The 23,104-nt window shown below is 66.6% G+C and carries 21 protein-coding genes; 6 read left to right on the forward strand and 15 right to left on the reverse strand.

Annotated elements, in window-relative coordinates; genetic code table 11:
* Positions 1-89 precede the first annotated feature (89 nt).
* Genes AC5RV1_RS08735 through AC5RV1_RS08745 form a run of 3 tightly spaced genes read right to left on the reverse strand, consistent with a single transcriptional unit; the run spans position 90 to position 2,586 of the window.
* Positions 90-713, reverse strand: a complete 624-nt coding sequence (locus tag AC5RV1_RS08735) for a TetR/AcrR family transcriptional regulator (RefSeq protein ID WP_493947090.1) — start codon at positions 711-713, stop codon at positions 90-92.
* A gap of 45 nt (positions 714-758) precedes the next feature.
* Positions 759-2,129, reverse strand: a complete 1,371-nt coding sequence (locus AC5RV1_RS08740) for an AMP-binding protein (RefSeq protein ID WP_493994215.1) — start codon at positions 2,127-2,129, stop codon at positions 759-761.
* Positions 2,130-2,136: 7 nt separating this feature from the next.
* Positions 2,137-2,586 (reverse strand): hotdog fold thioesterase, encoded by a 450-nt coding sequence (locus tag AC5RV1_RS08745; protein ID WP_458781141.1) that lies wholly within the window; start codon positions 2,584-2,586, stop codon positions 2,137-2,139.
* A gap of 223 nt (positions 2,587-2,809) precedes the next feature.
* Here AC5RV1_RS08745 and pta point away from each other — a divergent pair, with 223 nt between their 5' ends.
* Positions 2,810-4,888 carry a phosphate acetyltransferase gene (gene pta, locus AC5RV1_RS08750; protein ID WP_493947088.1) on the forward strand — a complete coding sequence of 693 codons (2,079 nt, stop codon included), beginning with the start codon at positions 2,810-2,812 and terminating at the stop codon, positions 4,886-4,888.
* A 76-nt stretch (positions 4,889-4,964) separates the two neighbouring features.
* On the opposite strand, the gene AC5RV1_RS08755 is transcribed toward pta, so the two are convergent.
* Positions 4,965-5,270, reverse strand: coding sequence for a hypothetical protein (locus AC5RV1_RS08755; RefSeq protein ID WP_493947087.1), 306 nt, complete (start codon positions 5,268-5,270; stop codon positions 4,965-4,967).
* A 140-nt stretch (positions 5,271-5,410) separates the two neighbouring features.
* On the opposite strand from AC5RV1_RS08755, the gene AC5RV1_RS08760 reads away from it, so the two are divergent.
* Both AC5RV1_RS08760 and AC5RV1_RS08765 read left to right on the forward strand, forming a co-directional pair.
* A complete protein-coding gene (locus AC5RV1_RS08760) occupies positions 5,411-6,577 on the forward strand; it encodes an acetate kinase (protein WP_493994216.1) in 1,167 nt (388 codons plus the stop codon).
* A gap of 10 nt (positions 6,578-6,587) precedes the next feature.
* Positions 6,588-7,163, forward strand: a complete 576-nt coding sequence (locus tag AC5RV1_RS08765) for a GNAT family N-acetyltransferase (RefSeq protein ID WP_493994217.1) — start codon at positions 6,588-6,590, stop codon at positions 7,161-7,163.
* Between the two features lie 97 nt (positions 7,164-7,260).
* Here the strand turns inward: AC5RV1_RS08765 and AC5RV1_RS08770 are convergent, their stop codons facing one another.
* The 4 genes from AC5RV1_RS08770 to AC5RV1_RS08785 are packed head-to-tail and all read right to left on the reverse strand — an operon-like array spanning position 7,261 to position 11,871.
* Positions 7,261-8,457 (reverse strand): NAD(P)/FAD-dependent oxidoreductase, encoded by a 1,197-nt coding sequence (locus AC5RV1_RS08770; protein WP_493947083.1) that lies wholly within the window; start codon positions 8,455-8,457, stop codon positions 7,261-7,263.
* A 4-nt stretch (positions 8,458-8,461) separates the two neighbouring features.
* Positions 8,462-8,668, reverse strand: coding sequence for a hypervirulence associated TUDOR domain-containing protein (locus tag AC5RV1_RS08775; protein WP_163168045.1), 207 nt, complete (start codon positions 8,666-8,668; stop codon positions 8,462-8,464).
* Between the two features lie 8 nt (positions 8,669-8,676).
* On the reverse strand, positions 8,677-11,112 hold the full coding sequence (locus AC5RV1_RS08780) for a zinc metalloprotease (protein ID WP_493994218.1): 2,436 nt from the start codon (positions 11,110-11,112) through the stop codon (positions 8,677-8,679).
* Positions 11,113-11,118: 6 nt separating this feature from the next.
* Positions 11,119-11,871 (reverse strand): peptidoglycan-binding protein, encoded by a 753-nt coding sequence (locus AC5RV1_RS08785; RefSeq protein WP_493994230.1) that lies wholly within the window; start codon positions 11,869-11,871, stop codon positions 11,119-11,121.
* Between the two features lie 292 nt (positions 11,872-12,163).
* Between AC5RV1_RS08785 and AC5RV1_RS08790 the strand changes: the two genes are divergently transcribed.
* Positions 12,164-12,616, forward strand: a complete 453-nt coding sequence (locus AC5RV1_RS08790) for an SRPBCC family protein (protein WP_493994219.1) — start codon at positions 12,164-12,166, stop codon at positions 12,614-12,616.
* A 71-nt stretch (positions 12,617-12,687) separates the two neighbouring features.
* Here the strand turns inward: AC5RV1_RS08790 and AC5RV1_RS08795 are convergent, their stop codons facing one another.
* On the reverse strand, positions 12,688-14,928 hold the full coding sequence (locus tag AC5RV1_RS08795) for a S9 family peptidase (RefSeq protein ID WP_493994220.1): 2,241 nt from the start codon (positions 14,926-14,928) through the stop codon (positions 12,688-12,690).
* 585 nt (positions 14,929-15,513) lie between these two features.
* Here AC5RV1_RS08795 and AC5RV1_RS08800 point away from each other — a divergent pair.
* Complete coding sequence (locus AC5RV1_RS08800; protein WP_163168041.1) at positions 15,514-15,936, forward strand: Hsp20/alpha crystallin family protein; 423 nt, start codon at positions 15,514-15,516, stop codon at positions 15,934-15,936.
* A 234-nt stretch (positions 15,937-16,170) separates the two neighbouring features.
* Here the strand turns inward: AC5RV1_RS08800 and AC5RV1_RS08805 are convergent, their stop codons facing one another.
* The 4 genes from AC5RV1_RS08805 to AC5RV1_RS08820 all read right to left on the reverse strand — a co-directional run bounded on the left by AC5RV1_RS08805 (position 16,171) and on the right by AC5RV1_RS08820 (position 20,237).
* A complete protein-coding gene (locus AC5RV1_RS08805; protein ID WP_493994221.1) occupies positions 16,171-17,130 on the reverse strand; it encodes an NAD(P)H-hydrate dehydratase in 960 nt (319 codons plus the stop codon).
* Entirely contained in the window at positions 17,108-17,893 is a 786-nt protein-coding gene (locus AC5RV1_RS08810) for a histidine phosphatase family protein (RefSeq protein WP_493994222.1), read from the reverse strand. Before AC5RV1_RS08810 ends, AC5RV1_RS08805 begins: the two co-directional genes overlap by 23 nt.
* A 227-nt stretch (positions 17,894-18,120) precedes the next feature.
* Positions 18,121-19,230, reverse strand: a complete 1,110-nt coding sequence (locus AC5RV1_RS08815) for an LCP family protein (RefSeq protein WP_493994223.1) — start codon at positions 19,228-19,230, stop codon at positions 18,121-18,123.
* 344 nt (positions 19,231-19,574) lie between these two features.
* Positions 19,575-20,237, reverse strand: coding sequence for an arsenate reductase/protein-tyrosine-phosphatase family protein (locus AC5RV1_RS08820; protein ID WP_493994224.1), 663 nt, complete (start codon positions 20,235-20,237; stop codon positions 19,575-19,577).
* 147 nt (positions 20,238-20,384) lie between these two features.
* On the opposite strand from AC5RV1_RS08820, the gene AC5RV1_RS08825 reads away from it, so the two are divergent.
* Positions 20,385-21,629, forward strand: a complete 1,245-nt coding sequence (locus tag AC5RV1_RS08825; RefSeq protein WP_493994225.1) for an FAD-dependent oxidoreductase — start codon at positions 20,385-20,387, stop codon at positions 21,627-21,629.
* Positions 21,630-21,680: 51 nt separating this feature from the next.
* Here AC5RV1_RS08825 and AC5RV1_RS08830 read toward each other — a convergent pair whose 3' ends face one another.
* Together AC5RV1_RS08830 and AC5RV1_RS08835 are read right to left on the reverse strand one after the other, a co-directional pair.
* Positions 21,681-22,298 carry a DUF305 domain-containing protein gene (locus AC5RV1_RS08830; protein WP_493994226.1) on the reverse strand — a complete coding sequence of 206 codons (618 nt, stop codon included), beginning with the start codon at positions 22,296-22,298 and terminating at the stop codon, positions 21,681-21,683.
* Between the two features lie 103 nt (positions 22,299-22,401).
* Positions 22,402-23,104: HAD-IC family P-type ATPase (locus AC5RV1_RS08835; protein WP_493994227.1), on the reverse strand; the 703-nt coding region annotated here is incomplete at its 5' end.

The following is a 23,104-nucleotide window of genomic DNA, read 5'->3' on the forward strand; positions in this document are numbered from 1 at the left end:
TCCCTGCGGATGCTGCCTGCTTCTACCACCGTAACCGGGCAGCAACAGAAATACCAAGCACACTTAGTATCTTGGCCGGGCGAAGGGGTCTAAGGCTGGGAGTGGAGCCCGTCGAACGCCATGGTGATGACGTCGTCGGCAAGTCTTTCGGGCGAAAGTGACCCGCCGGGTTTGTACCATTCCACGATCGAGTTGATCATGCCGAACAGGAGCCGGGTGACGGTCCGCGGGTCGATGTCCTGCCGCAGCGAGCCCTCGTCCCGGGCGTTGGAGATCAGTGCGGCCACCTTGTGGTCGAAGGTGCGGCGCCGTTCCAGCGCGTTGCGTTCGATCTCGGTGTTGCCGCGCAGGCGCAGGAGCAGCGTGACGAACGGGAGGCGGTCCACCAGTACGGCCACCGTCTGCCGGAGCACAAACTCAAGCCGGGCATCGGCTGCGCCGGAGGTAGCCTCCGGTTGTTCGAGGATGGCCTCAAGGCCCCCTAGTGCGTGGTCAAGGGCGAGCTTGAGAAGGTCGCCCTTGGACGGCACGTGGTGGTAGATCGCCGACTTTGAGATGCCCAGGTTGTCCGCCAGGATGCCCATGGACGTTGCGTCGTAGCCGTGCCGGTTGAAAACGTCGACGGCGATGCGCAGCACCGACTGCTGGTCGTAGCCGGGCCGGCCGCGCTTGGCGCCGGCGGCTGTACTTGCTGTTTCAGTGGTGCTGGGCATGGTGCCTAGTTTCTCATGAACGGTCGGTCGGCCTGCGCGCTGCTCCTAGCCTTTCGGCCGCAGGTCGTAGATGCGCCGCAGCTTGCCGTTGGACCGCTCAAGCGAGCCCGGCTCCACCACATCCACCGTGCACGACGAGCCCACGTGGATCTTGATCTGCTCCTTCAAGTTGCGCGCCGCCGTCGTGCTCTGTTCGGGGGTGACGGCGTCGCGGCGTTCAATCCGGACGGTGAGCTGGTCCATCCGCTGGCCCTCGGGGCGGGTGAGTTCGAGCTGGAAGTGGGGGCTGAGCTCGGGGATCCGCAGGGCGATTTCCTCGATCTGGGACGGGAAGAGGTTGACGCCGCGGAGGATGATCATGTCGTCGCTGCGGCCGGTGATGCGGCCCATCCGGCGGTGGGCGGGGCGGGCTGTGCCGGGCAGGAGCCGGGTGAGGTCCTTGGTGCGGTAGCGGATGATGGGCAGCGCTTCCTTGGTGAGCGAGGTGAAGACCAGCTCGCCGTGTTCGCCGTCGCGAAGGACGTTTTCCTTGCCCACCACCGGGTTGAAGGCGTCGATGATTTCGGGACGGAAGTGGTCCTCCCAGATGTGGCTGCCGTCCTGGGTTTCCACTGCCTCACCAGCGACGCCTGGACCCATCACCTCTGAAAGCCCGTAGATGTCGCAGGCCTTGATGTTCATGGTGACTTCGAGTTCATGCCGCATCTCCTGGGTCCATGGCTCGGCGCCGAGGACGGCGAACTTCAGGGAGGTGGAGGCTGGATCGATGCCCATGTGCGCCATGGCGTCGGCGATGGTCAGCAGGTACGTGGGGGTGGCCAGGATGGCGTCTGGCTTGAAGTCCTGGATCAGCTGGATCTGGCGCTCGGTCTGCCCGCCGGACATCGGGATGACCGTGCAGCCGAGGGCTTCCGCTCCGGCATGGGCGCCCAGGCCGCCGGTGAACAGGCCGTAGCCGTAGGCGTTGTGGACCTTCATGCCGGGGCGGATACCGGACGCACGGAAGCAGCGGGCCACGAGTTTGGCCCAGTCCGCCAGGTCCTGCTTGGTGTAGCCGACAACGGTGGGCCGGCCCGTAGTGCCCGAGCTGGCGTGCACCCGGGCTATTTCGCTCTGCGGCACGGCGAACATCCCGAACGGGTATTCGGCGCGCAGGTCTTCTTTAGTGGTGAACGGGAAATTGCCCAGGTCGCTGAGTTCACGCAGGTCGGTGGGGTGGATGCCGGCCTCGTCGAACTTGCGCTTGTACAGGGGCACGCGCTCGTAAGAGTAGGCCACCGTGTGCTGGAGCCGGGTGAGCTGCAGGGCCTCGAGCTCGTCGCGCGAGATTGTCTCCTCGCGGTCCAGGCCGGCGTCAGACGCGGCGGCGGACGTTGCTGCGGTCGCGGCGGGGGTTTCGGGGGCGTGGAGGGTCATGGTTGTCCTACTTCTTGGGGATGGTCCGGCTGCGTCCGCGGAACTCGGCGATGAGTTCGCCCGGGGCAGGCGCGCCGGCGTCGGCAGCGAAAATCTGGATGTCGTACAGGCCGCTGCGCCCGGCGCTGGAGCGGCGGTCCGCGACGGCGGTGATCACCTGGCCGCGGTAGGCCGGCTTGAGGAAGTTGATGTCGACGCCGGCGGCCACAGTGATGTTGTTTTCCTCGCCGGGTGCCGGGTGGACCGGGTTGCAGGCCATGGCGAAGGCGGAGTCCGCAAAGGCGAAGATCATTCCGCCATGCGCCATGCCGAAGCCGTTGAGCATCTCCTGGCGAAGGGTCATCCGGATGGTGGCGTGCCCTTCGCTGACGGCGAGGACCTCGATGCCCATCCAGATGGAGGCGTAGTCGTTTTCCAGGATGGGGTGGATCGCCCCGGAAACTGTTGTTTCAGCCATGCGTCATTGCCTCCAGCTTTATTTACCGAATGTTCATTAGGTAATCCCATGAGGGGGTGCGGTGTCAAGGGGAACGGTGTCCCGCGGGACGCCATGTAACGGCAGTGCCGGGCTTCCGGATTGCCGCGAAGACCCGTCTCGCGGAGCGTGAAGTGCCCTCGTGTGGGGAGGGAAGTGCAAGGATGGGAGGACCGGCACCAGCACATCAGCAAAAGGGCGGACCATGGCCAAAAGCATCTACGTCAGCGCAACCACCCCCGGATCGGGCAAATCCCTCGTGGCCCTTGGCCTGGCGGACACCCTGCACCGGCATGCCGACAGGATCGGCTTCTTCAAACCCGTGGTGCATGGGCCGAATGCGGCGGACGATCCCATGGTGGCCCTCATGAAGTCCAGGTTTGCGCTGGAGGATGAGCGCTGCCGCGGCGGCCTTACCCACGAGGAAGTCCGGTTCCTGCTCGCCGAAGGCAAACGCGAGGAGATCGACTCCCGCTGCGTGGAAATCTTCGCCGAAATGTCCCGCCACTGCGACGTGGTGATCGTGGAGGGCACCGACCTCACCGGCCAGGACGCCGCCGTCGAATTCGACCTCAACGCGCGCCTGGCCAACAACCTGGCCGCCCCCGTGGTGGCCGTGGTCGGCGCCAAGGGACGGACCGTGGCGGAGGCGGCGGCCGCCGTCGAGGTTGCCCGCAAGGAGCTCGCCGCGGAGAAATGCGCGCTGCTGGCCATCATGGTGAACCGCGCTGACCCGGACGACGTCGACGCTATCGCCGCCGCCGTCAAGCCCGGCGCCTCCAAGCGGCCGGTCTACGTGCTGCCCGAGCTGGAGGAAATCGCCCGCCCCACCACCGGGGAAGTGGCTGCCGCGCTTGGCGTGCGGCAGATTGCCGGCCGGGCGGATATGGAGCGCGACGTCCGGGACATCAAGGTGGCTGCCATGAACGTGGGCAACTTCCTGAACGTGCTGGACGAGGGCGCCCTGGTGATTGTGCCCGGGGACCGCGCCGACGTGATGGTGGCCTGCCTCGCGTCGTCCTTCTCACCGGAGTTTCCGGTGGCTTCAGCGCTCATCCTCACAGGCGGGCTGGCGCCGGACGCCAACATCTATCCTCTCCTGGCCCAGGCGCCGTTCCCGGTGTTCGCCGCCCAAGAGGACACCTACACCACGGCCCGCCGCGTCTCGGAAGTCCGGAGCGAGATCTGGTCCGGGCACCGCCGCAAGGTGGCCTCGGCCCTGGGACTCTGGTCCCGCAGCGTGGATGAGGCGGAGCTGGTGGAACGGCTGCACCTGCCGCGGGCCGAGCGGATGACCCCGCTCCGCTTCCTACACGACCTCATCGAACGGGCCCGGGCCCAGCGCCGCCACGTAGTCCTCCCCGAGGGGACGGATGTGCGGATCCTGCGCGCGGCGGAAATCCTGCACCGCCGCGACGTCTGTGACCTGACCGTCCTAGGGCCCGAATCCGACGTCCGCGAGCTGGCCGCTGCCCGCGGTATCGACCTGTCCGGAATCAACATCGTGGATCCCGCCACCTCCGACCTGCGGCAGAAGTTCGCCGAGCAGTACTCGGAACTCCGTGCACACAAGGGTGTGGACCTGGCCAAGGCCCTGGAGATCATGCAGGATGTCAGCTACTTCGGCACCATGATGGTCCAGTTGGGTGTGGTGGACGGGATGGTGTCCGGGGCTGCCCACACCACCGCGCACACCATCCGGCCCGCGCTGGAGTTCGTGAAGACCCGCGAGGGCGTGAAAATCGTGTCGTCCGTGTTCCTGATGCTGATGCCGGACCGGGTGCTGGTCTATGGTGACTGCGCAGTGAACCCGGACCCGAACGTGGAGCAGCTGGCGGATATCGCGCTGGCATCCGCCGAGACCGCAGCCCAGTTCGGCGTCGAACCGCGGGTGGCTATGCTCTCCTACTCCACCGGCGGTTCCGGTTCCGGCTCGGCCGTGGACGAGGTGCGGCAGGCCACCGAGCTGGTCCGCCAGCGCCGTCCCGACCTCGCCGTCGAAGGCCCCATCCAGTACGACGCCGCCGTGGATGCTTCGATCGCCGAGTCCAAAATGCCGGGCTCCTCCGTGGCCGGGCAGGCCAGCGTGTTCATCTTCCCGGACCTCAACACCGGCAACAACACGTACAAGGCGGTGCAGCAAAGCTCGGGGGCTGTCGCCGTCGGGCCCGTCCTGCAGGGGCTGCGGAAGCCGGTCAACGACCTCTCCCGCGGCTGCACCGTTGAGGACATCGTGAACACCGTGGCCATCACGGCCATCCAGGCGCAGGCGCCGGCCTCCTAGGAGTGGCCAAGGCCTCGAAAGCAAAAGGACGACGTCGGCACCCGGTTGGGGTGCCGACGTCGTCCTTTTGCAGGGGTCAGCTGTTGTCCGGCTTGGCCAGGCTTTGCTCGTCCTCCTGCTTGGCGGGCTCGTCGGACAGGCCCTGCGGCGTCAGGTCCAGGTCCTCGGTATTTTCGGGGGCCTGCGGGGCTTCGCCCGTTTCGGCGGCCTTGACGTTGCCGGTGTCGTCCAGGGCCGGGTTGGCGCCCTCAACCACAGTGGGATCCTTGGTACCGGAGCCTGGGCCGGCGTCGGAGTCCGCCTGCGGATTGAGGGGCGCCGTGCTGCTGGAACCCGTGTTGGTGGGGTCGTTCTCGTCGATCGATGCGGGCTCGTTGGTCATGGAATTGTCCTCTCGGGGCGTGGTCCAGCCTGTCCGCCGACTCTAGGCACAGCCCGCCCCCATCCGCAAGGAAACTGCACGGCACCGGGGCAACCTATAGTGTGGTTTGAACTGCAGAAGCCAGGCTCAGGAGGCCCCGCATGCTCGTGCTTGTCATCAATTCCGGCTCGTCCTCGCTCAAGTACCAAGTGCGCGACGTCGCCGCAGGAAGCGTCTTGACCGAGGGGCTGATCGAAAAAATCGGCATGGGCAACGGCGGCGACGGTGACGGCGAGATCGAGGGCCCGCGGGACCACGCCGAGGCGCTGGAGCAGGTGGACGCAGCCATCCATCAGGAGCTGGGCGGCCTGGAGCTGGCCGCGGTGGGGCACCGCGTGGTGCATGGCGGCGAGCGGTTCGCAGAGCCGGTGCTGATCGACAACGAGATCACCCGCGCGATCGAGCGGCTCAACCCGCTGGCGCCCCTGCACAACCCGGCCAACGTCCTGGGCATCCGTGCGATCACCAAAAAGTGGCCGGACATGCCGCAGGTGGCTGTGTTTGATACAGCTTTCCACCGTACCCTTCCGGAGCACGCCTGGCGCTACGCCGTCCCGGACGAGCTCTACACGAACCACGGCATCCGCCGCTACGGCTTCCACGGCACGTCCCATGAGTACGTCACCCGCCGCGCCGCCGCGCTGCTGGACCTTCGGGTTGAGGAGTTCGACGGCGTCATCGCCCACCTTGGCAACGGCGCCTCCGTCACGGCCATCCGGGGCGGCCACTCCGTGGACACGTCCATGGGCTTCACCCCGCTGGAGGGCCTGGTGATGGGCACCCGTTCGGGCGACCTGGACCCCTCCATCCTGGTGTTCCTCGGCCGGGCCGGCTGGACCCCTGAAGACATCGACACCATGCTCAACCGCGAATCCGGGCTGAAGGGCCTGGCCGGCAACAACGACATGCGCTCCGTGGTCGAGGCATCCGAGGCCGGCGACGCCAAGGCGGCCACCGCGCTCGGCGTCACCTCGTATCGGCTGGCCAAATACATCGGGGGCTACCACGTGGCCGTGGGCGGAGCCAAGGCACTGGTGTTCACCGCCGGCATCGGCGAGAACTCACACCAGTTCCGCGCGCTCGTGGCGGAGAAGCTGGGTGCCCTGGGCATAGAGCTCGACGCCGGCCTGAACGCGGAGCGGTCCAAAGAACCCCGCGTCATTTCCGCCCCGCAGTCCGCCATCCCCGTCCTGGTGGTTCCCACCGACGAGGAACGCGCCATCGCGGAGGCGACGGCCGCCGTCGTAGGATCCGGGTCTGGCCGGTAGCCTCCTTCCCATGCCTGAGATCACCCTGCCGATCCGCACCGAGCGGCTGGTCCTGCGCCGCTTCGAGGGCCGTGACCTGGACGCCTTCCACGCGTATCATTCGCTGGCGGAGACGGCCCGGTTCCTGCCCGGACCGGCCAAGAGCTACACCCAGTCGATGGAGCGCGTGGGCCGGTACGCCAACTTCGTTTTCGAGAAGGAGGGCGACTGGGTGGCGCTCGCCATCGAGTCCGCGGACCAGGCCGGCCTGCAGGGCGAGGTGGTGCTGAAATGGCTGCCGGGCCGGGGGCAGGGCGAGGTGGGATGGGCCCTGGCGCCGGGTGCCAGGGGCAAGGGCTACGCCACGGAGGCCGCAGCGGAGATGCTTCGGCTTGGTTTCGAGGAGCTGGGCCTGCACCGGATCGAGGCGCGCCTGGACGAACTCAACACGGCATCGGCCGAGCTCTGCTGCCGGCTGGGCATGCGGCAGGAAGCACGGCACGTGGACAAGTGGCACTACAAAGGCCAGTGGGCCACCGAGCTGATCTTCGCGGTCCTGGCCGACGAGTGGCGCGTCGACCAGGCCCTAAAACGGACCAGGCCCTAAACGCCGAAACCCCCAGCGACGCTCTCTCACTTGATGCGGCCTTTTCTCAAGCGCTCTCTCACTTGATGCGCCTTTTCCGGAAACGCTCTCGCACCCCTCAGGCGCGGCCCTTGAGGATTAGGTTCCAGTACACCTGCGGGAAGATGTCCCGGTCCACCACCCAGGACAGCTTGCTCTCGTTCCAGGTGGGCACACGGGGGATCGTAGGCATGGGCCGGTACCGGTCGTCGAACTCCGCAAACACCACGGTGTTGCGCGACACCGTGAACGGGCACACGGAGTAGCCGTTGTACTTAGCCGGCAGCGGTTTCCCCTTCCGGGCAGCCACCAGGTTCTTGGCCAGCACCTTGGTCTGCTTGCGCAGGGCACCGCCTGACTTGGAGTTGGTGGTCCCGGCCGCGTCGCCGAGGGACCATACGTTGTGGAACCGGATATGCCGGAGGGTTTGCCGGTCCACCTCCACAAAGCCGCCCGCCTCAGCCGGGGCGGGCAGGTCCGTTGCCTTGAGCCAGTCCGGCGCCGACTGGGGCGGGACGGCGTTGAGGACGTCGTAGTGCAGGTTTTCCTCGACGCCCGACTCGATGTTCCGCACGGTCGCCTTCTGGCCCGCAGCATCGACGGACACCAGTTCGCTGTTGGTCCGAAGTTCGATGCCGTACTCGGCGATCTTGCGGTCCAGTTCCCGGTCCACCTCCGCCACCCCGAACACAGTGGGGTAGGGCTGGACCATCACAACCCGGATCTGGTCCAGGACGCCCTGTTCCCGCCAGTAGTCGCAGGCAAGGTACATCGGCTTTTGCGCAGCGCCGCCGCACTTGATGGGGCCGGCGGGCATGGTGAACACGGCGGTGCCGGATTTCAAGCCGCTGAGCAGCGTCCAGGCTTTGGGCGCCAACTCGAATTCGTAGTGGGAAGCCCCATTGGGGGAATGCACAGCCTCGGCCAGGCCGGGCACCGCGTCCCAGTCGTACTGCAGGCCCGGGCATACCACCAGCTGGCCGTATGCCACGGTGGCTCCGGACTCAAGGGTGACCGTGTTCGAGTCCGTGTCCACGCCCGTGGCGGAATCGCGGATCCAGGTGACACCCTTCGGGATCAGGGGCTCCTGCGGCCGGACGGCTTCCTTGGCTGCTGCCCTGCCGCCGGCGATGTGGGAGAACAGCGGCTGGAAGTAATGGTGCTCGCGGGGCTCGATGACGGCCACATCCTTGACGCCGTAGCGCTCCAGCCGGGCAGCCAGGGAGATGCCGGCATTGCCGCCGCCAATGATCACAACCTCGTGCTGTGCGGGCACCGTGCTACTTCTTTTCCGTCAGGGCGGAGGCCTTGTGGGCAGCCCGCGCGCCGGTCTTCGCCGATTCCACCACGTACTGGGGCTCGTCTTCGCTGGCACGGTGCTTGTTGCCGTCCAGTTCGAAGTCGCTGGTTTTCTTTTCCACAATTTTGCCGTGTGTCTTGCCCTGCGGCGTGTTCCATTCCACGGACGTTCCCTTGCTCAACGACATCTGCTCTCCTAGCTGGGATTTGCGGTGGGTAGGGGCTCCACAACGGGGGCCGTGCCCCCAGTATCCGCTGTTGGGACCGGCGTCTCAACGGGCGCGTACGACGGCGGTGCGTAGCCGGGGACGGGCTGCGTCGCCGGTGCGGTTGCGGCCCAGGTTCCTGCCGGAGCAGGTGCCTGGGCCCCCGTTCCGGGTGAACTTGGGGCGGGTGTAGCCGGCACAGCTGGAGTTGTGGGGACCGATGTTGCGCCCGGTCCGTCGGTTGGACCAGGCGTGACGGCTTGCGTGGAGCCCTGGGTGGCACGTGGGTTGGCCTGGACGATGGCCGTGATCTGGTCTTTGAACGCGGCGAGCCGGCCCTGGATTTCCGAGAGCGGCACGTTCTGGATGTTCCGGCCGTACTCGGCAATTTCTGCCCACAAGGCCGTCAGTTGCGCCATGCTGGATTCGCTAAGCGGACCATCCAGGGTGAGGACCAGTTGGCTGGCCAGCGCAAAGGTGAGGCACTCGAGGCAGTTGTAGTTGGCTGCGGCCGAGAGGTTCTCCGGGACGATCACGTCCGCCTGGCCCACGATGAGGACCACCTGGAAGCCCACCGCCACCGCTGCGCAGCCGGTGCAGTTGGCAAAGGCGTACGCCTCGTTCCTGGTGTCAACGGGATCCCCGTCCTCGGCCCACACCAGCGCGAAGGCCACACTGTAGGTGACGGAACCGTCGGTGGTGTTCACGGCCAGGGCCTGGTTGCCGTCCTGCGCAGGCGCCGCTGGCCGGTCGAACGGGAAGACCCACGACGGCGGGGCAGCCGCAGCTGGAGAAGCGGATGGGGATGATGCCGGGCCGGAGCCGGGCGAAGCCTCCGCCGGCACCAGCACCATGCTCAATTGCGGGTTCTCCCGGGTAGGCATAGCGGCACCTTCGGGCCACAGCGCCACGGTCCTTCCGCTGCTGCCTTCCCGCAAAACGGTGTCCGCAACAGGGAAGATCGACGTTGTTGCATCCGCCAGCGTGCCGCGTTCATACGGCTGCACCGGACGGTACGTCCCGCCGTCGGGCCACCAAGCCCAGCCGAGCCCGGCGAGCAGCGCCGCCACAACACCCATGGCGGCCGTGCGCTGCAGGGCGTTTCCGCGGCTCTTCTGCCAGAGCCCGCTGACCAGCTGCCTCAGCAGCCGCAGCAGGATGTAAAGCATGCCCAGCAGGGGAAGGGCCACGGCCGCGATGGCCAGGACCCGGACCGCGGCGCCCGCCGGATCACCGGCGGAAAGGCTTTCGGCGAACAGTTCCTGCTGCCTCGCGGCACTGCTCCAAGCGGTGGCCAGCAGCCGCGGCAGGGCGAGCACCATCATTGCCAAACTGAACAGCAGCAGCGGCACGGTCACAAGCACCCACACACTCACCACGGCCCGGGCCCAGGGCTTGAGCACCTTGTTTTCCGGTTTTCCCCAATGCCAGGGCAGCAGGCCCAGGAGGGTGGGCTTAATGCGCTGGAACAGGTCGGGTACTCCGGTGGCGTCAGCCAGGATGTGGTAACCGTCGAACCTCACCAGGGGGAGCAACTGCCGGACCATCTGCAGGATCTGGGTGACCACCACCAGCAGCAGGGCATCAAAGCCGGTGGCCCACCACAGCCCCATGATCGCCACTGCAACAATCGCGTTGAAGTAGAGGCCGCCAAGATCTGTGCGCAGCCGGCCGCCGCGGCCCAGCCGGTACGAATCGGTGACGTCGGTGAAGAACGCCGGCCAGACGAGGTAGAGACCCATGCCCATGGCGCCGGGTGTTGCGCCGCCTTTGCGCGCGGCTGCGGCATGTCCAAACTCGTGGAAACCGGCTGAAAGGATGGTGATGGCAAAAATCAGCAGCAGCAGTGCCGGGTTGGCGAACGCCTCGTGGGTGGCCGAGCCGAGACCCTTCACCATCAGCACCCACCAACAGGCAGCCAGGAAGGCGGCCGTCACGGCCACGACGATCAGCGGACTGAAAAGCACCGCGAAGGGTGCCGTGATTTTCCGCGTGCGTTCCGTGTCGGTCACTGTGTAGCGGAAGCGCATGCCCAGCAGCGGGTCTGCCTTCCGGACTTCCGGCTCGGAACCATCGGCCAGGCGGAGCAGTCCCATCGACAGCAGCTGGGAGTCCATCAGCGTGCGCACGTTGTCCGCGCTGATGAGCCGTCCGGAACCCGCCGTGGCGTGCTGCGCGATCTCCTCCACGCTCCGGTTTCCGTCCGCAGCTTCCAGCACCAGGTACAGCAGCCGGGTCAGCTGCAGGGTCTGGCCGTCCGCGCGGCGGACCAGGGAAGGCGGCTCCCGGTAACCCGACCCCTCGGACTGCCCCAAGAGCTGGACGCCGAAAGCACGGGAGGGAACCTGCAGCGGGTGCTCGGCAAGGGAGGCAGGGGACGACGGCGGGCCGGCCTCAGGGCGCGGCCCGCCGGTGGCGTGGGTCATCTGTGCTTACTGCTCGAGGTTGGACTGCTGGTCCGCGGAGGCGTTGGCTTCGCCCTCGATGTGCTGCGAGATGATGGCGTCCTGCTCGGCCACCGCGTAGGCCTGGCTGTCGATGGATCCGATGTTCGCGGCGACGGCGGCGTCGATCGGGGCGGCGACGTTTGCGTTCGCGGCCACTGCGCCGTTGATGGGTGCGGCGATGTCGGCGTCGGCCGCGAGGTCAACGTTGACGTTGAGCAGGTCCCCGTCCAGTGCGGCGGCGGGATCCACCGGCAGTGCGCCGACGTCGGGCAGGGTGCCGCCCAGGCCGTCCTCGGGTACGACGCCGTCGGTGGCCGTTCCGTCGGGGAGGAGGCTCCCGGCGTCGGCCGTTCCCGCAACGGTGCCCGGTTCAGTGGTTCCGGTGCCCGCCGTGGTGCCGCCGCCGTCAATGGTGTCGTTGCCTTGGTTGATGGTGCTGTCTTGAGTGGATTCGGCGTTCGCGTCGGCCACGATGCCCTGTTCGATCATGACGCCCTGGTCCGCCAGTGCCTGCGCGTCCGAACCGTAGGAGAGGATGTTTGCGGAGGCTGCGGCGTCGATCGGTGCGGCCACGTTGGCGTTGGCCGCCACGGCAAGGTCGATGGGTGCTGCAGCATCGATGCCCAGGTCCAGGTCCGCGTTCAGGTCAAGGACAGAGGCAACTTCCTTGTCCGGCAGGGCTGTTGCTTGCTCTGACATCAGTTCATCGTCGGTCAGGGGACGCATTTCCTGTTCCATGCTCACGCAAACCTCCAGATTCGGCGCCGGGGTGGCCTGCCCCCAGCGGGCAGCCAGCGCCAGACAATAGTAAGCATGATGAGCATTTTTTAGTACAGCCGGGTCCCACGGCGGGACGTGTTATCGCTGGTCACGCCGGTTCCAGGGGGCATGCGCCGCTTCCCTTCCCGCACCGTTCAGCCCTAGTGGCAGGGCATTGACTCCGGCTGGCGGAGGGTCCAATCTGTCGCTGTGCCTGCCTTCCTGCCGGCAGAGCCGTGCCGGCACCAGGTGCCCTTCAAAGGAGAACTCAGTGCCTGTTGTAGAAGAAAGTGTTGTTATTGCCCGGCCGCCGCAGGAAGTCTTTGACTTCCTCTCCAAGTTCGAAAACATCGCCGTCTACGATTCCTCGGTCACCGCGTCCGAGCAGATGGGCGGCGGCCCCCTCGGGGTGGGCGCCCGTGGGCGGGGAACCAGCAAAATCATGGGAAAGCAGTTCGACTGGACAACCGAGATCATCGAATTCGACCCGCCCCGGCGGATGGTGTCCCGCTCCGTTGAAGGCAAGCTGGACTTCACCGTAACGCTCACCCTGGAACCGTCCGACGGCGGCACCCGCCTGACCCAGCGAATCGATGCCGGGTCCGGCCTGGGCGGCGTCTTTGGCAAACTGGCCGACTCCCTGGTGGAACGCGCCCAGGGGCGGACCGTCCGCGCCAACCTCGAAACCCTTGCAGAGTGGCTGGCTGAACACCCGCAGTCCTGACGTTCCGGCACTTTGGCGGGGCAACGGCGGACAACGACGGCGGGACGGGCCCGCCGTCGTACCCTTGAGTCCTACTTCAGGCCGGCTCCCGGCAGCAGTTCCGTGGCGCCGAGGGAGTCGGCGATGAAGGCGTAGTCCCAGGCCCGTTCGCGCCACTGGACGTAGCGGCCGGACGCGCCGCCATGGCCGCCGTCCATCTCGATCTTCATCACCACCGGCTCGGACCCGGTGGTCCTGTTCCGCAGCTGCTGCACCCACTTTGCCGGCTCCACGTACAGCACCCGGGTGTCGTTAAAGGACGTCACCGCGGCGATCTTCGGGTACCGGGCAGGGCTCACGTTCTCATAGGGGGAGTACGACTTCATGTAGGCATAGACCTCGGGGTCCGTGATCGGGTTGCCCCATTCCTCCCACTCGAGGGCTGACAGCGGCAGTTCCGGGTCCAGGATGGTGGTGAGGGCGTCCACGAACGGCACCTGAGCCACGATCGCGGCGTACTTTTCAGGAGCCATGTTGGCCACGGCACCCATCAACAGTCCGCCGGCCGAGCCACCGAGGGCCGCGATCCGGGACGGGTCCACCCAGCCGGAATGCGCCAGCCAGTCCGTGGCATCCACGAAATCCGTGAAGGTGTTCTTCTTCGCCAGTTTCTTGCCGCTCTCATACCAGTGCCGGCCGAGCTCGCCGCCGCCACGGATATGTGCGATCACGAACACCACGCCACGGTCCAGCAGGGACAGGCGCGCGATGCCGAAGCCCGGGTCCATGCTCAGCTCGTAGGAGCCGTAACCGTACACCAGGCCGGCCGCCGTCGAATCCTGCTTCACGGCCTTGTGGCGCAGCACCGAAAGCGGGATCCGCGTGCCGTCCCTGGCCTCGGCCCATTCGCGCGTGGCCACGTAGTCGTTGCCGTCGTAGCCGCCCAGGACTGGGCTTTCCTTCCGAAGGAGCAGCTCGCCGGCGGGCTGCCCGGGGGTGGGCAGGACGAAGTCGTAAACCCGCGACGGCGTGAAGTAGGACGTGTAGCCGAGCCGGATCACCGGCGCCTCGTAGTCCGAACCGCCAACTCCCGCGGTGTACAGCTCCTCGTCGAACGCGGGCTCCACCGGCGCCTCCTGGGCCTCCGTCCCCAGGCCTGCCAGCCCCATGACCTGGACCCGCTCGATGGTGTCCTTGCGGATGGAGACGATGAGGTGTGTGGAGGTGACGCCCGCACCGTTGACGCGGACGTCGTCGGAATGTTCGACGACGGTGTCCCAGCGCTGCTCGGCGAGCGGCTTGCGAAGCTCGGCCGGGTCCGCCAGCGAGACCATGGAGTTGATGGCGCCGCGGTTGTGCGTGAGGAGGATGCGTTCCGTCTTCATGCCGTCCGGGCCGGGCAGCAGGACCGGTTCGGCCTCGTAGAGCACGCGCTCATCCCGTGAGATCACGGTGGTGAGCTCCTGGGCCGGGTCATCGAACCGGAGCAGGCGCGTCTCGCTGTACTCGGAGCAGCCGATGCCCAGCACGAGGTAGCGGCGGTCGGCGGAAAGCTCGAAGCCCAGCCACATGGCGACGTCGTCTTCCTGGTAGATCACCACGTCCTCGGTGACGGGTGTTCCAAGGGTGTGGGCCTTGACCTGGTAGGGGCGCCAGGAGTCGTCCACCACTGTGTAGAAGATGCGGGTGCCGTCGGGGGAGAAGGCGACGCCGTAGAAGATGTTCTCGATGACGTCCGGCAACAGGTCGCCGGTCCGGAGGTCCTTGATGCGCAGGGTGAAGCGTTCATCGCCTGCGTTGTCCACGGCGTACGCATAGAGGTTGCCGTCCACCGTCACGGCCGTGCCGCCCACCGAGAAAAACGGCTTCCCCTCGGCTTCGATGTTGCCGTCGAGCAGGACCTCCTCGCCCGGAATTTCGACGCCGGGCTCCACTGCAGGGGGAGTCCAGTCCGCAACGGGGTTTCCGGTGTTCTGGGCGCGCACCCGGCACTGGATGCCGTACTCCTTGCCTTCCACGGAGCGGCTGAAGTACCACCAGCCGTCCTTGCGGTGGGGGACGGACAGATCTGTCTCCTGCGTGCGGCCTTTGATCTCCTGGAAAATCGCCTCGCGCAGCGGCTCCTGATGCGCAGTGACCGCTTCCTGGTAGGCATTCTCAGCCTTCAGGTGCTCCACAACCTCGTCGGATTCCTTGTTCCGCAGCCACTCGTAGTGGTCTACGAAGGTATCTCCGTGGTGGATGCGCTCGGAGGGGATCTTCTTGGCCACCGGGGGAGTGGGCGGCGTGGTGGCGGCGGTGCTGGCGGAATCCTGCAGCGGAGTCTGGGTCATGAGTTCAATATATAGACCCGGACCGACAATGAAGCGGCCGTTCGCTACCGGACGATAACCCCCCACCGCCGCCACCTCCGACGCGCCATCACCTCCCGCAGAGATCCAGGTGAAGTGGCGCCCTAGTGGGCTTTTGGCGGCAGGCGTATCCTGTTCACGCTAAGGCACATCCGCCCAGCGTGAGAGGGGAAGTTTATGACCATCCCGCCAGTGCACGAGCCCGAGCCGTTCCCGCCGGAACCGGGCCCGGACCAGCCTGATCCCACCCAGCCCGGCCATCCCGGACCTAATCCATTCCCGACGCCGGCGCCGCCCGGTCCACTGCCCGTCCCGGACCCGGGTCCCGCGCCGCTCCGGCCAGACCCCACCCGCAGCTAGAACAGCCAATACACAGCGCTGAAAGGGCCTTCGCACGCCGCGAAGGCCCCTTCGCCGTTCCTGCTGCACCCGCCCGAACGCAGTAGAAATTCTTTGCAAAAACCGCTTGCGAATCTGTTGGGCTGGTGCTAAAAAATCTATATCAGCCAATACAGATCGGCTGGTACCAAAACAGGTGTTGGACCGTCTCTTACGAGGAGGGAAGCCATGTTGATGCGAACCGATCCGTTCCGCGAGCTGGACAGGCTGGCCCAGCAGGTCCTCGGCACGGCAGCGCGTCCGGCAGCAATGCCGATGGACGCATGGCGTGAAGGCCAGGACTTTGTAGTCGCCTTTGATCTGCCCGGCGTCACCCCGGATTCAGTGGATCTGGATGTGGAACGGAATGTCCTGACGGTGCGGGCGGAGCGTCCCGAACCTGCAGGCAAGGACACCGAGTTGATCGCCTCCGAGCGGCCGCGCGGCGTGTTCAGCCGCCAGCTGATGCTCGGGGACACGCTGGACACTGACAACGTGAAGGCTTCGTACGACGCCGGTGTCCTGACTCTGCGGATTCCTGTCGCCGAAAAGGCTAAGCCGCGCAAAATCGAGATTGAGACCAAGGGGGCAAAGCAGGAAATTTCCGCCTAGTCGCCAACAAGGATCGGGACGTCGGGTATTGATTGTTGACTGCCTCTTGGGGCGGATAGCCATTCTGAGCACGCCACAGCGCCTTTCGCGCATCGGCAGGTGAGGCCTGAACTTCCCGATACGGTGGCCCCCGGCTTCGGCCGGGGGCCATCCCACGCCCAGAGGCATCCACGCCCAGAGGCATCCACGCACGGGGCGTCCAGCGCCCGGGGCTGCGACCATCCAGGGTGGGGTTTAAGTGTTCAGCTCCAGCATCAATGCGGGCAATTCGTCGGCCAGTTCGCGGGCGAGGAAACCGAGGGGGCCCAGCCTGCTGGCAAGCCTGTCGGCTGCTGCGGCATGAAGATGCGTGCCCCAGCATGCCGCCTGCGCGCTGGTGGTTCCCCGCGCCCGCAGACCCGCGATCGCCCCGGCCAGGACGTCCCCGCTGCCCGACGTCCCCAGCCCGCCGTAGCCAGTGGTCATCTTCCAGAGCTCGGATTCCTCCGGAGCGTCTCCGCCGGAGGGCCGGGCGATGAAGCCCTGGCAGCTCACTACGGCCTGGAACTTATCGGCAATCTCAGCAACATCCGCCGTCAGGTCCTCCACCTCCCGGCCCAGCAGGATAGCCGCCTCCTTGGGGTTCGGGGTCAGGATCATCCGTCCCTTCCACGGGTCCAGCCGGTCCGCCACCTTCACCAGGCCGCCCAGGGCATAGGCATCAAGCACGACGGCGGGGCCACCTCCCGCATTTCCCTCACCGGAGCCTGAATTACCGGAGCCGCCCCCTTCCCGCTCCAACAGTGCCCGCAGCAGATTCTCGGCAAGGTCCGGGTCGTCCAGCCCGGGGCCCACCAGGATGGCATCGGCACGGTCGAGGTAGGAAGAAATCCGATCCAGTCCTTCGCCGGTCACGGACCCCTCTGCGGTCTCCGGGAGTCCCATGGCCCCGCATTCCGGCAGTGCTACACCGAGCTGCATGGCGACGGATTCCGCTACGGCAAGGGTGAGCTTTCCGGCGCCGGCCCGCAGCGAAGCAGTACCTGCCAGCAGTGCCGCACCGGGCGTCGCCCGTGCACCGCCGATGACCAGCACCGAGCCGCGCGAGTACTTGTCCTCGCCCGGCGCCGGCAGCGGCCAGTCGCGCAGCAGCGACGGCGTCACAAGGGTAGGTGAAGCGGCGGCAACGGACTCACTTTGGGTGGACACTGGCATCCCCTGCGTGTTCGGTGACGGCGACGCCCTGCTCGGTAAGGTGGTCTGCCACGTTGAAACTCTCCAAAGTCCAGGGCCCCTCGCCCGACGGTCGCACGTACCGGGTCAGGGAGGCATTAAGCACCGACGTGCTTGCCGCGAGGTCCAGGATTTCCCGCTCCGTCATTCCTTCGAGCACATACCGGAACAGCAGGATCACGGCATCGTGGCAGACCAGCATCACCCGGTGCCCCGTGCTGAGGTTGTTCAGTTCATCCAGGACAGACCGCAGCCTCAGCGCCACATCAGCCCAGGATTCGCCGCCTGGCGGCCGGTAGTACATCTTGCCCAGCCACTCGCGGCGCTCTGCCTCTTCCGGAAAGCGATTTTCGACGCCCCGGCGGGTCAGCCGGTCCAGGATGCCAAGTTCGCGGTCCCGCAGCCGTTCATCCGTCCGCACTTGCAGGGGCCAGCCCGCGGCCTCAACGGCGATTTCGGCCGTCTGGCGCGCGCGGGCGTAGGGCGAGGAGACCACGGCATCAGGCCGGAGGTCCTCCGCGATCCGTGCCAGCGCCGCGCCCAGGGCCTTTGACTGTTCCTGCCCTGTGCCGGACAGGTTCACGTCAGCATCCCGGGCGGGCACCTCGATGACCTCGGCCCCCGCCAGCCGCGCATCAGTTGCGGCCACGTTGCCTTCGCTCTCACCGTGGCGGATCAGGATCAGCTCCACCGCCCCGGCTTCCTGGACAGCCTCAGTCAGCCCATCCTCTTTCACAAGAATCACCCCGTCCGTGTGCCTTGCCGAATGCAGGAACATTACCAGCGGCGTACCCAAGGAGCAGGGAAAGTAAACGAACGAAAGTAAGCAGGGGGAGAAAAGCGGACGGCGGCGGGATACGAAAGTTCTACATCCTGACGCCGGGCGGGCAGGCGCGGCTGCCACCGGCACTGCTACCGCTCCGGCGGCGGCACCTAGGTGAACATGGCGCCGCCGTTCGCGTTCCGCCCGCCCTACGGCACGGCCGCGAAGTCCCCGATCCGGCCCTCGCGCAGCGCGGCCCCTACGGCGTTGATGGCACCGTAATCAGGGAACAATACGGACTGGCCCGCGATGAACCCGGAGCCGGCGGTCGGCAAGGTCATGGTTTCAATGGCATTCGCGTCCAGGTTGCGCAGGCTGTAGGCGAGGATGGCCGCCTGCACCGGGTCAAAACCCTTGTTCACAGTGAGGCAGCAGGACGCGAAGTCCACCAAACTCCTTACCGCTGTCACATCATTCAATATGCCGCCGGCGGTGAGGCGGGCCAGGACGGCGCGCAGCAGAATCTGCTGGTTGCGCACCCGCTGCAAGTCGCCGTCCACGAACGCGTACCGCTCCCGCGAGAATTCCAGCGCAGCCTGGCCGTCCAGGTGGTTCACGCCCGGACCGAACACGTGCCCTGTATCGTGCGTCGACTGGAACGGGACGGGCACGTTGACGTCGATGCCGCCCAGCCCGTCCACCATGAGCTTGAGGCCGCCGAAGTCCAGCATCAGGGTGTGGTGGATAGTGATCCCGAACAGCTGCTGCACCGTTTGCGTGGTCATGTCGATGCCGCCGTACTGCAGGCCGGCGTTGATCTTCCCCCCGCCGAAGCCTGGGATGTCCACCCACATATCCCTGTTGATGGAGACGATGTACAAGGTCCGGCGGTCAGCAGGAACGTGGACAAGCATGAGGGCGTCTGAACGATGGTCCATGGGCTGTCCGGTCGCTGCCGTATGTGCTGCAGCATCCCTCGCGACGCCCCGCATGTCGCTGCCGATTACCAACACGTTCATGGGTACGGCCGGATGCTCCGGAATGGGTGGAGGAGGTGGCGGGGGAGGAGGCGGGGGAGGAGGTGTAGTTTCTGACGGTGTTTCGGAGGGCGTGGGCGACGGGATTTCGGTCTGCACCGCTGCGGGCTGCGCCTCCGCGCCGGCTCGGTTGAGGCTGATGACCGCGACGGCGGCGACCACCACAAGGACGAGTGCCAGCAGTGCGGCGATCCACCGCCGCCGTCCGTTCGCGAGCAGGCCATGCGGATGGGGGTCGGAGGGGTTGGTACCGGATGGTTCAGAACCGGCTGGCGTGCTCATTGTGCCTCACCTCATTGTGGGATGGTGGGATCAGTGTCCGCCCGCCGGACCCCCGCTGGCTACATACGTGTCCAAACTGTCATCTGCGGGATGTTTTCGATTAAGTCGGGGTTCCGGCAGCACCATGCGCTGGCCGTAAGTGGCTGCCCATCCCCGAAGTTAGCAACGGCGGAACCGCGATACATCAGGGGAATCCGCAGAAATCCCGCAGGATTTTCCACCGCGGCATCACGACGTTGACAGGCGGGTCAGGCGGGCGCGGCCGAACGACGGCGGCGGGGCTGGCAGGTCAGGCGGGGCGCCGTCGTCGAAGTCGCCGGAAAGGTGCCCGGCTCGCCGTAACGCTACAGCGAACCCGCACGCGTCCCGCGAACGGGAGCGTTGAGGCGTGCGTGGCGCAGGATGGACACGATGGCAGGCGCGAGTTCGTCCTCCATCTGCCGGTACACCTCCGGCGCCCGGCGGTAGGGATCGATGATGTCGTTCTCGGCCGGGTCCGCCGGCAGCGACAGATGGCGCACAGCGGCCGCCCAAGCCGGCAAGCCCCGCCAGAAAGTGTGGTTGGCTGCCAGCGGGTCGCCGTCGTCAGGCGTTCCTAACTCCGGTTCCCTGCCCTCGGCAGCGGCAGCGCGCTGGTCGAGGACGTCAAGCATCCGGGCAAACTCGCGGATGGTGAAGGTCCTTTTGAGGAGCGACGCGTCAAGCTGCAGCACTTCGCCGCGGTGTCCCGAGGTCATGGTGAGCACCAGGTCCACACCGCGCAGGATCTTCGGCGTCAGCTGGCGGGCGGCGAAGTTCTCGGAATTGCCGCCGAACGTGCGCACAATGTCTGCGGAGATCGGCTGCATGGGGTCGCCCACCATGGCACGGGTCCCTGCGCTGGCCACCTCGAAAGCGCCCGGCAGCACCTGGTTGAGCCCCGCCTGCAGGAGCCGTTCAGCCACAGGGGACCGGCAGATGTTGCCCGTGCAGACGGTCAGGATTCTTACTGGTGCGGGTGAGTCCAAGGGAGATTTCTCTTTCCAGCCGGTGCCTCCGTGCTTTTCAACTTAACACGCAACAGCCCGACGGCGGCCTCCCCACCCCGACGCTCCATCACCTTCTGCAGGTTTTTCCCGGACGCTCTATCACCTTTCGCGAAGGGCCACGATGATATGACTGTGGAACGCGTTATCGAACGGGACTGCGTGATCGCAGGCGGCGGGCCGGCAGGAATGGTGCTCGGCTATCTGCTCGCACGCAGCGGCCTGCGCGTCACAGTGCTCGAGAAACACGGTGACTTCTTGCGCGACTTTCGCGGCGACACGGTGCATCCGTCCACCGTGACCCTGCTCGGCGAACTCGGGCTGCGCGATAAGTTCCTGCAACTGCCTCTCACCCGGTTGCCCACCATGGACGCCGTTCTCGACGGCCAGCGCTTCACCCTGGTCGACTTCGGCACCCTCCCGGGTCCCGACAACTTCCTCGTCTTCGCCCCGCAGTGGGACTTCCTGAACTTCCTCGCCGGCGAGGCCGCGGCATTCCCCAACTTCGAGCTGCGCATGCTCACCGAGGTGAGCGGACTCATCCTCGAGCAGGACCAGGTGCGCGGTGTCCGGGCGGTAACGTCCGACGGCGGGCTGGAGATCCGTGCGCCACTCACCGTTGCTGCCGACGGACGCAGTTCTGCCTTGCGTACCGCTGCCGGGCTGACTCCCGATGATTTCGGTGTGCCCATCGACGTGCTGTGGTTCAACCTGCCCAAGCCGCCAAACCCTCCACCCGCAACCCTCGGGTACATATCTACTCAAGGGATGGTCCTTACCATTGACCGAGGCGACAGGTATCAGTCCGGCATGGTCATCCAAAAGGGCGGCTTCGACGAGCTTCGAGGGGCAGGACTCGACGCCCTTCAAAAGCGGATCAGCGACGCTGCACCTGTCCTGCGCCCCGTCGTCACCACGCTCACGGACTGGGAACAGATCAAGCTCCTCTCCGTCCAAATCAACCGGCTGCGGCGCTGGTACCGTCCCGGGTTCATCGCGATTGGTGACGCTGCCCATGCGATGTCCCCGATGTTCGGCGTCGGAGTGAACTTCGCCATCCAGGACGCCGTCGCACTGTCCAACGCCATCGCCCAGGACCTCGTTCAGGGAACGGCGCCGGTCGGGAAACTCGCGGCGGTGCAGCGGCGTCGGGAGCGGCCCGTCAAGGTCATGCAGCTGCTGCAGCGCAACGGACACAGGGTACTTTTCAGGGCGACCGCCGGAAGCCGCGTTGCACCACGTTGGCTCGTCCTGCTGCTCCGGGCCGCTTCACCCCTGCTGCGCCGCCTCACGGCACGTTTGGTCGGGGTGGGAATCCTTCCCGAACACGTGAAAAGTGGCGGCGCTTTACCGCGGGGGCGTGCCCCAACCTGAGACGCTCTCCCACCCGTCGTGCGATAGGTGAGAGAGCGTCGAGCGGGGAGTTCAGAGCCCGGCCAGGAGCTGCTTCATCTCAGCGATTTCCGCTTCCTGGGCTGTGACAATGTCGCGTGCTAGCTGGACTGCCTCCGGATGCTTGCCCGCGCCGATCTCCTGCTGGGCCATCTCCACGGCGCCTTCGTGGTGTCCGGTCATCTGTTCCATAAAGAGCTTCGCGGCCCCGGGGCCCTGAGCCGCCTTGAGTTTGTCGAGGCCTTCGGCGTCCACCATGCCGGCCATGCCGTGCCCGGAGTGGTCCGGCGCCGCAACGGGCGCATTCCAGCTCTTCAGCCATCCGGTCATCGCCTCGATTTCGGGCGCCTGGGCATCCTTGATCCTGGTGGCCAGCGCGGCAACTTCCGCCGGCAGGTCCGATTTCGCCAGAACGATGTCGCTCATCTCAACCGCCTGCGCGTGGTGGGGAATCATCATCTGCGCGAACGTGATGTCGGCTTGATTATGGTCGGCGTTGGCGTCCGGCATCATGCTTGACGTCGCGCTCGGGCTGCCGTGATCCGCGCCGTGGGTGCTGCTGCCGCCGGCGGTCCCGGTGCCGGCAGCGCAGCCAGCAAGGCCAAGCGAGGCGGCGAGGACTGCGGCGACGGCGAACGTGCTGATCTTCATGGCAATGGGTCCTTCTGGTGGATATGAAAAAGCGTTGGGTTTTGGTTGCGGTAGGTGATGGCGCGTTGGGGTTTTGGTTGCGGGAGGTGATGGGGCGTTGGTTTCAACGTAGCTCGGACGGGTTGAGGCGCACCCTCCGCAGCAGCTGGGCGTTCAAAGCCACCACGATAGTGGACACGGACATCAGCACGGCGCCGGCGGCCGGGGAGAGCACCACCCCGGCGAAAGCAAGGACGCCGGCAGCCAAGGGCACAGACAGGATGTTGTAGCCGGTGGCCCACACCAGGTTCTGCCACATCTTCCGGTAGCTCGCCCGCGACAGGTCCACCATCGACAGCACCGCGCGCGGGTCGTTTCCCGCCAGCACCACACCTGCCGATTCCATGGCCACGTCCGTACCCGCACCAATCGCGATGCCCACCTCCGCACGGGCCAGCGCCGGCGAGTCGTTGACGCCGTCGCCCACCATGGCTACCTTCAACCCCCGGGCTTGCAGCTCGGCTACCTTCTTGTCCTTGTCCGCAGGCAGGACTTCGGCGAACACCTCGTCGATGTTCAGGTCGGCAGCCACAGCCTGGGCCACCTGCCGGGCGTCGCCGGTGATCATGCCCACCTTGACGCCGCGCTTCTGCAGGGCAGCTACGGCCTGGCGCGACTCTGCCCGCACCGCGTCCTCGAGGCTGACCGCCCCAAGCACCCGGCCGTCGTCGACCACGTGCAGGACGGCCGCGCCGCGGTCCATCCACCCGCGCGTCGTGCCGGCCAAGGCAGAGGGTACGACGGCGCCAAGCTCGCGCAGGAGCGCC

This window comes from Arthrobacter sp. Hb9-2 (assembly GCF_059091165.1).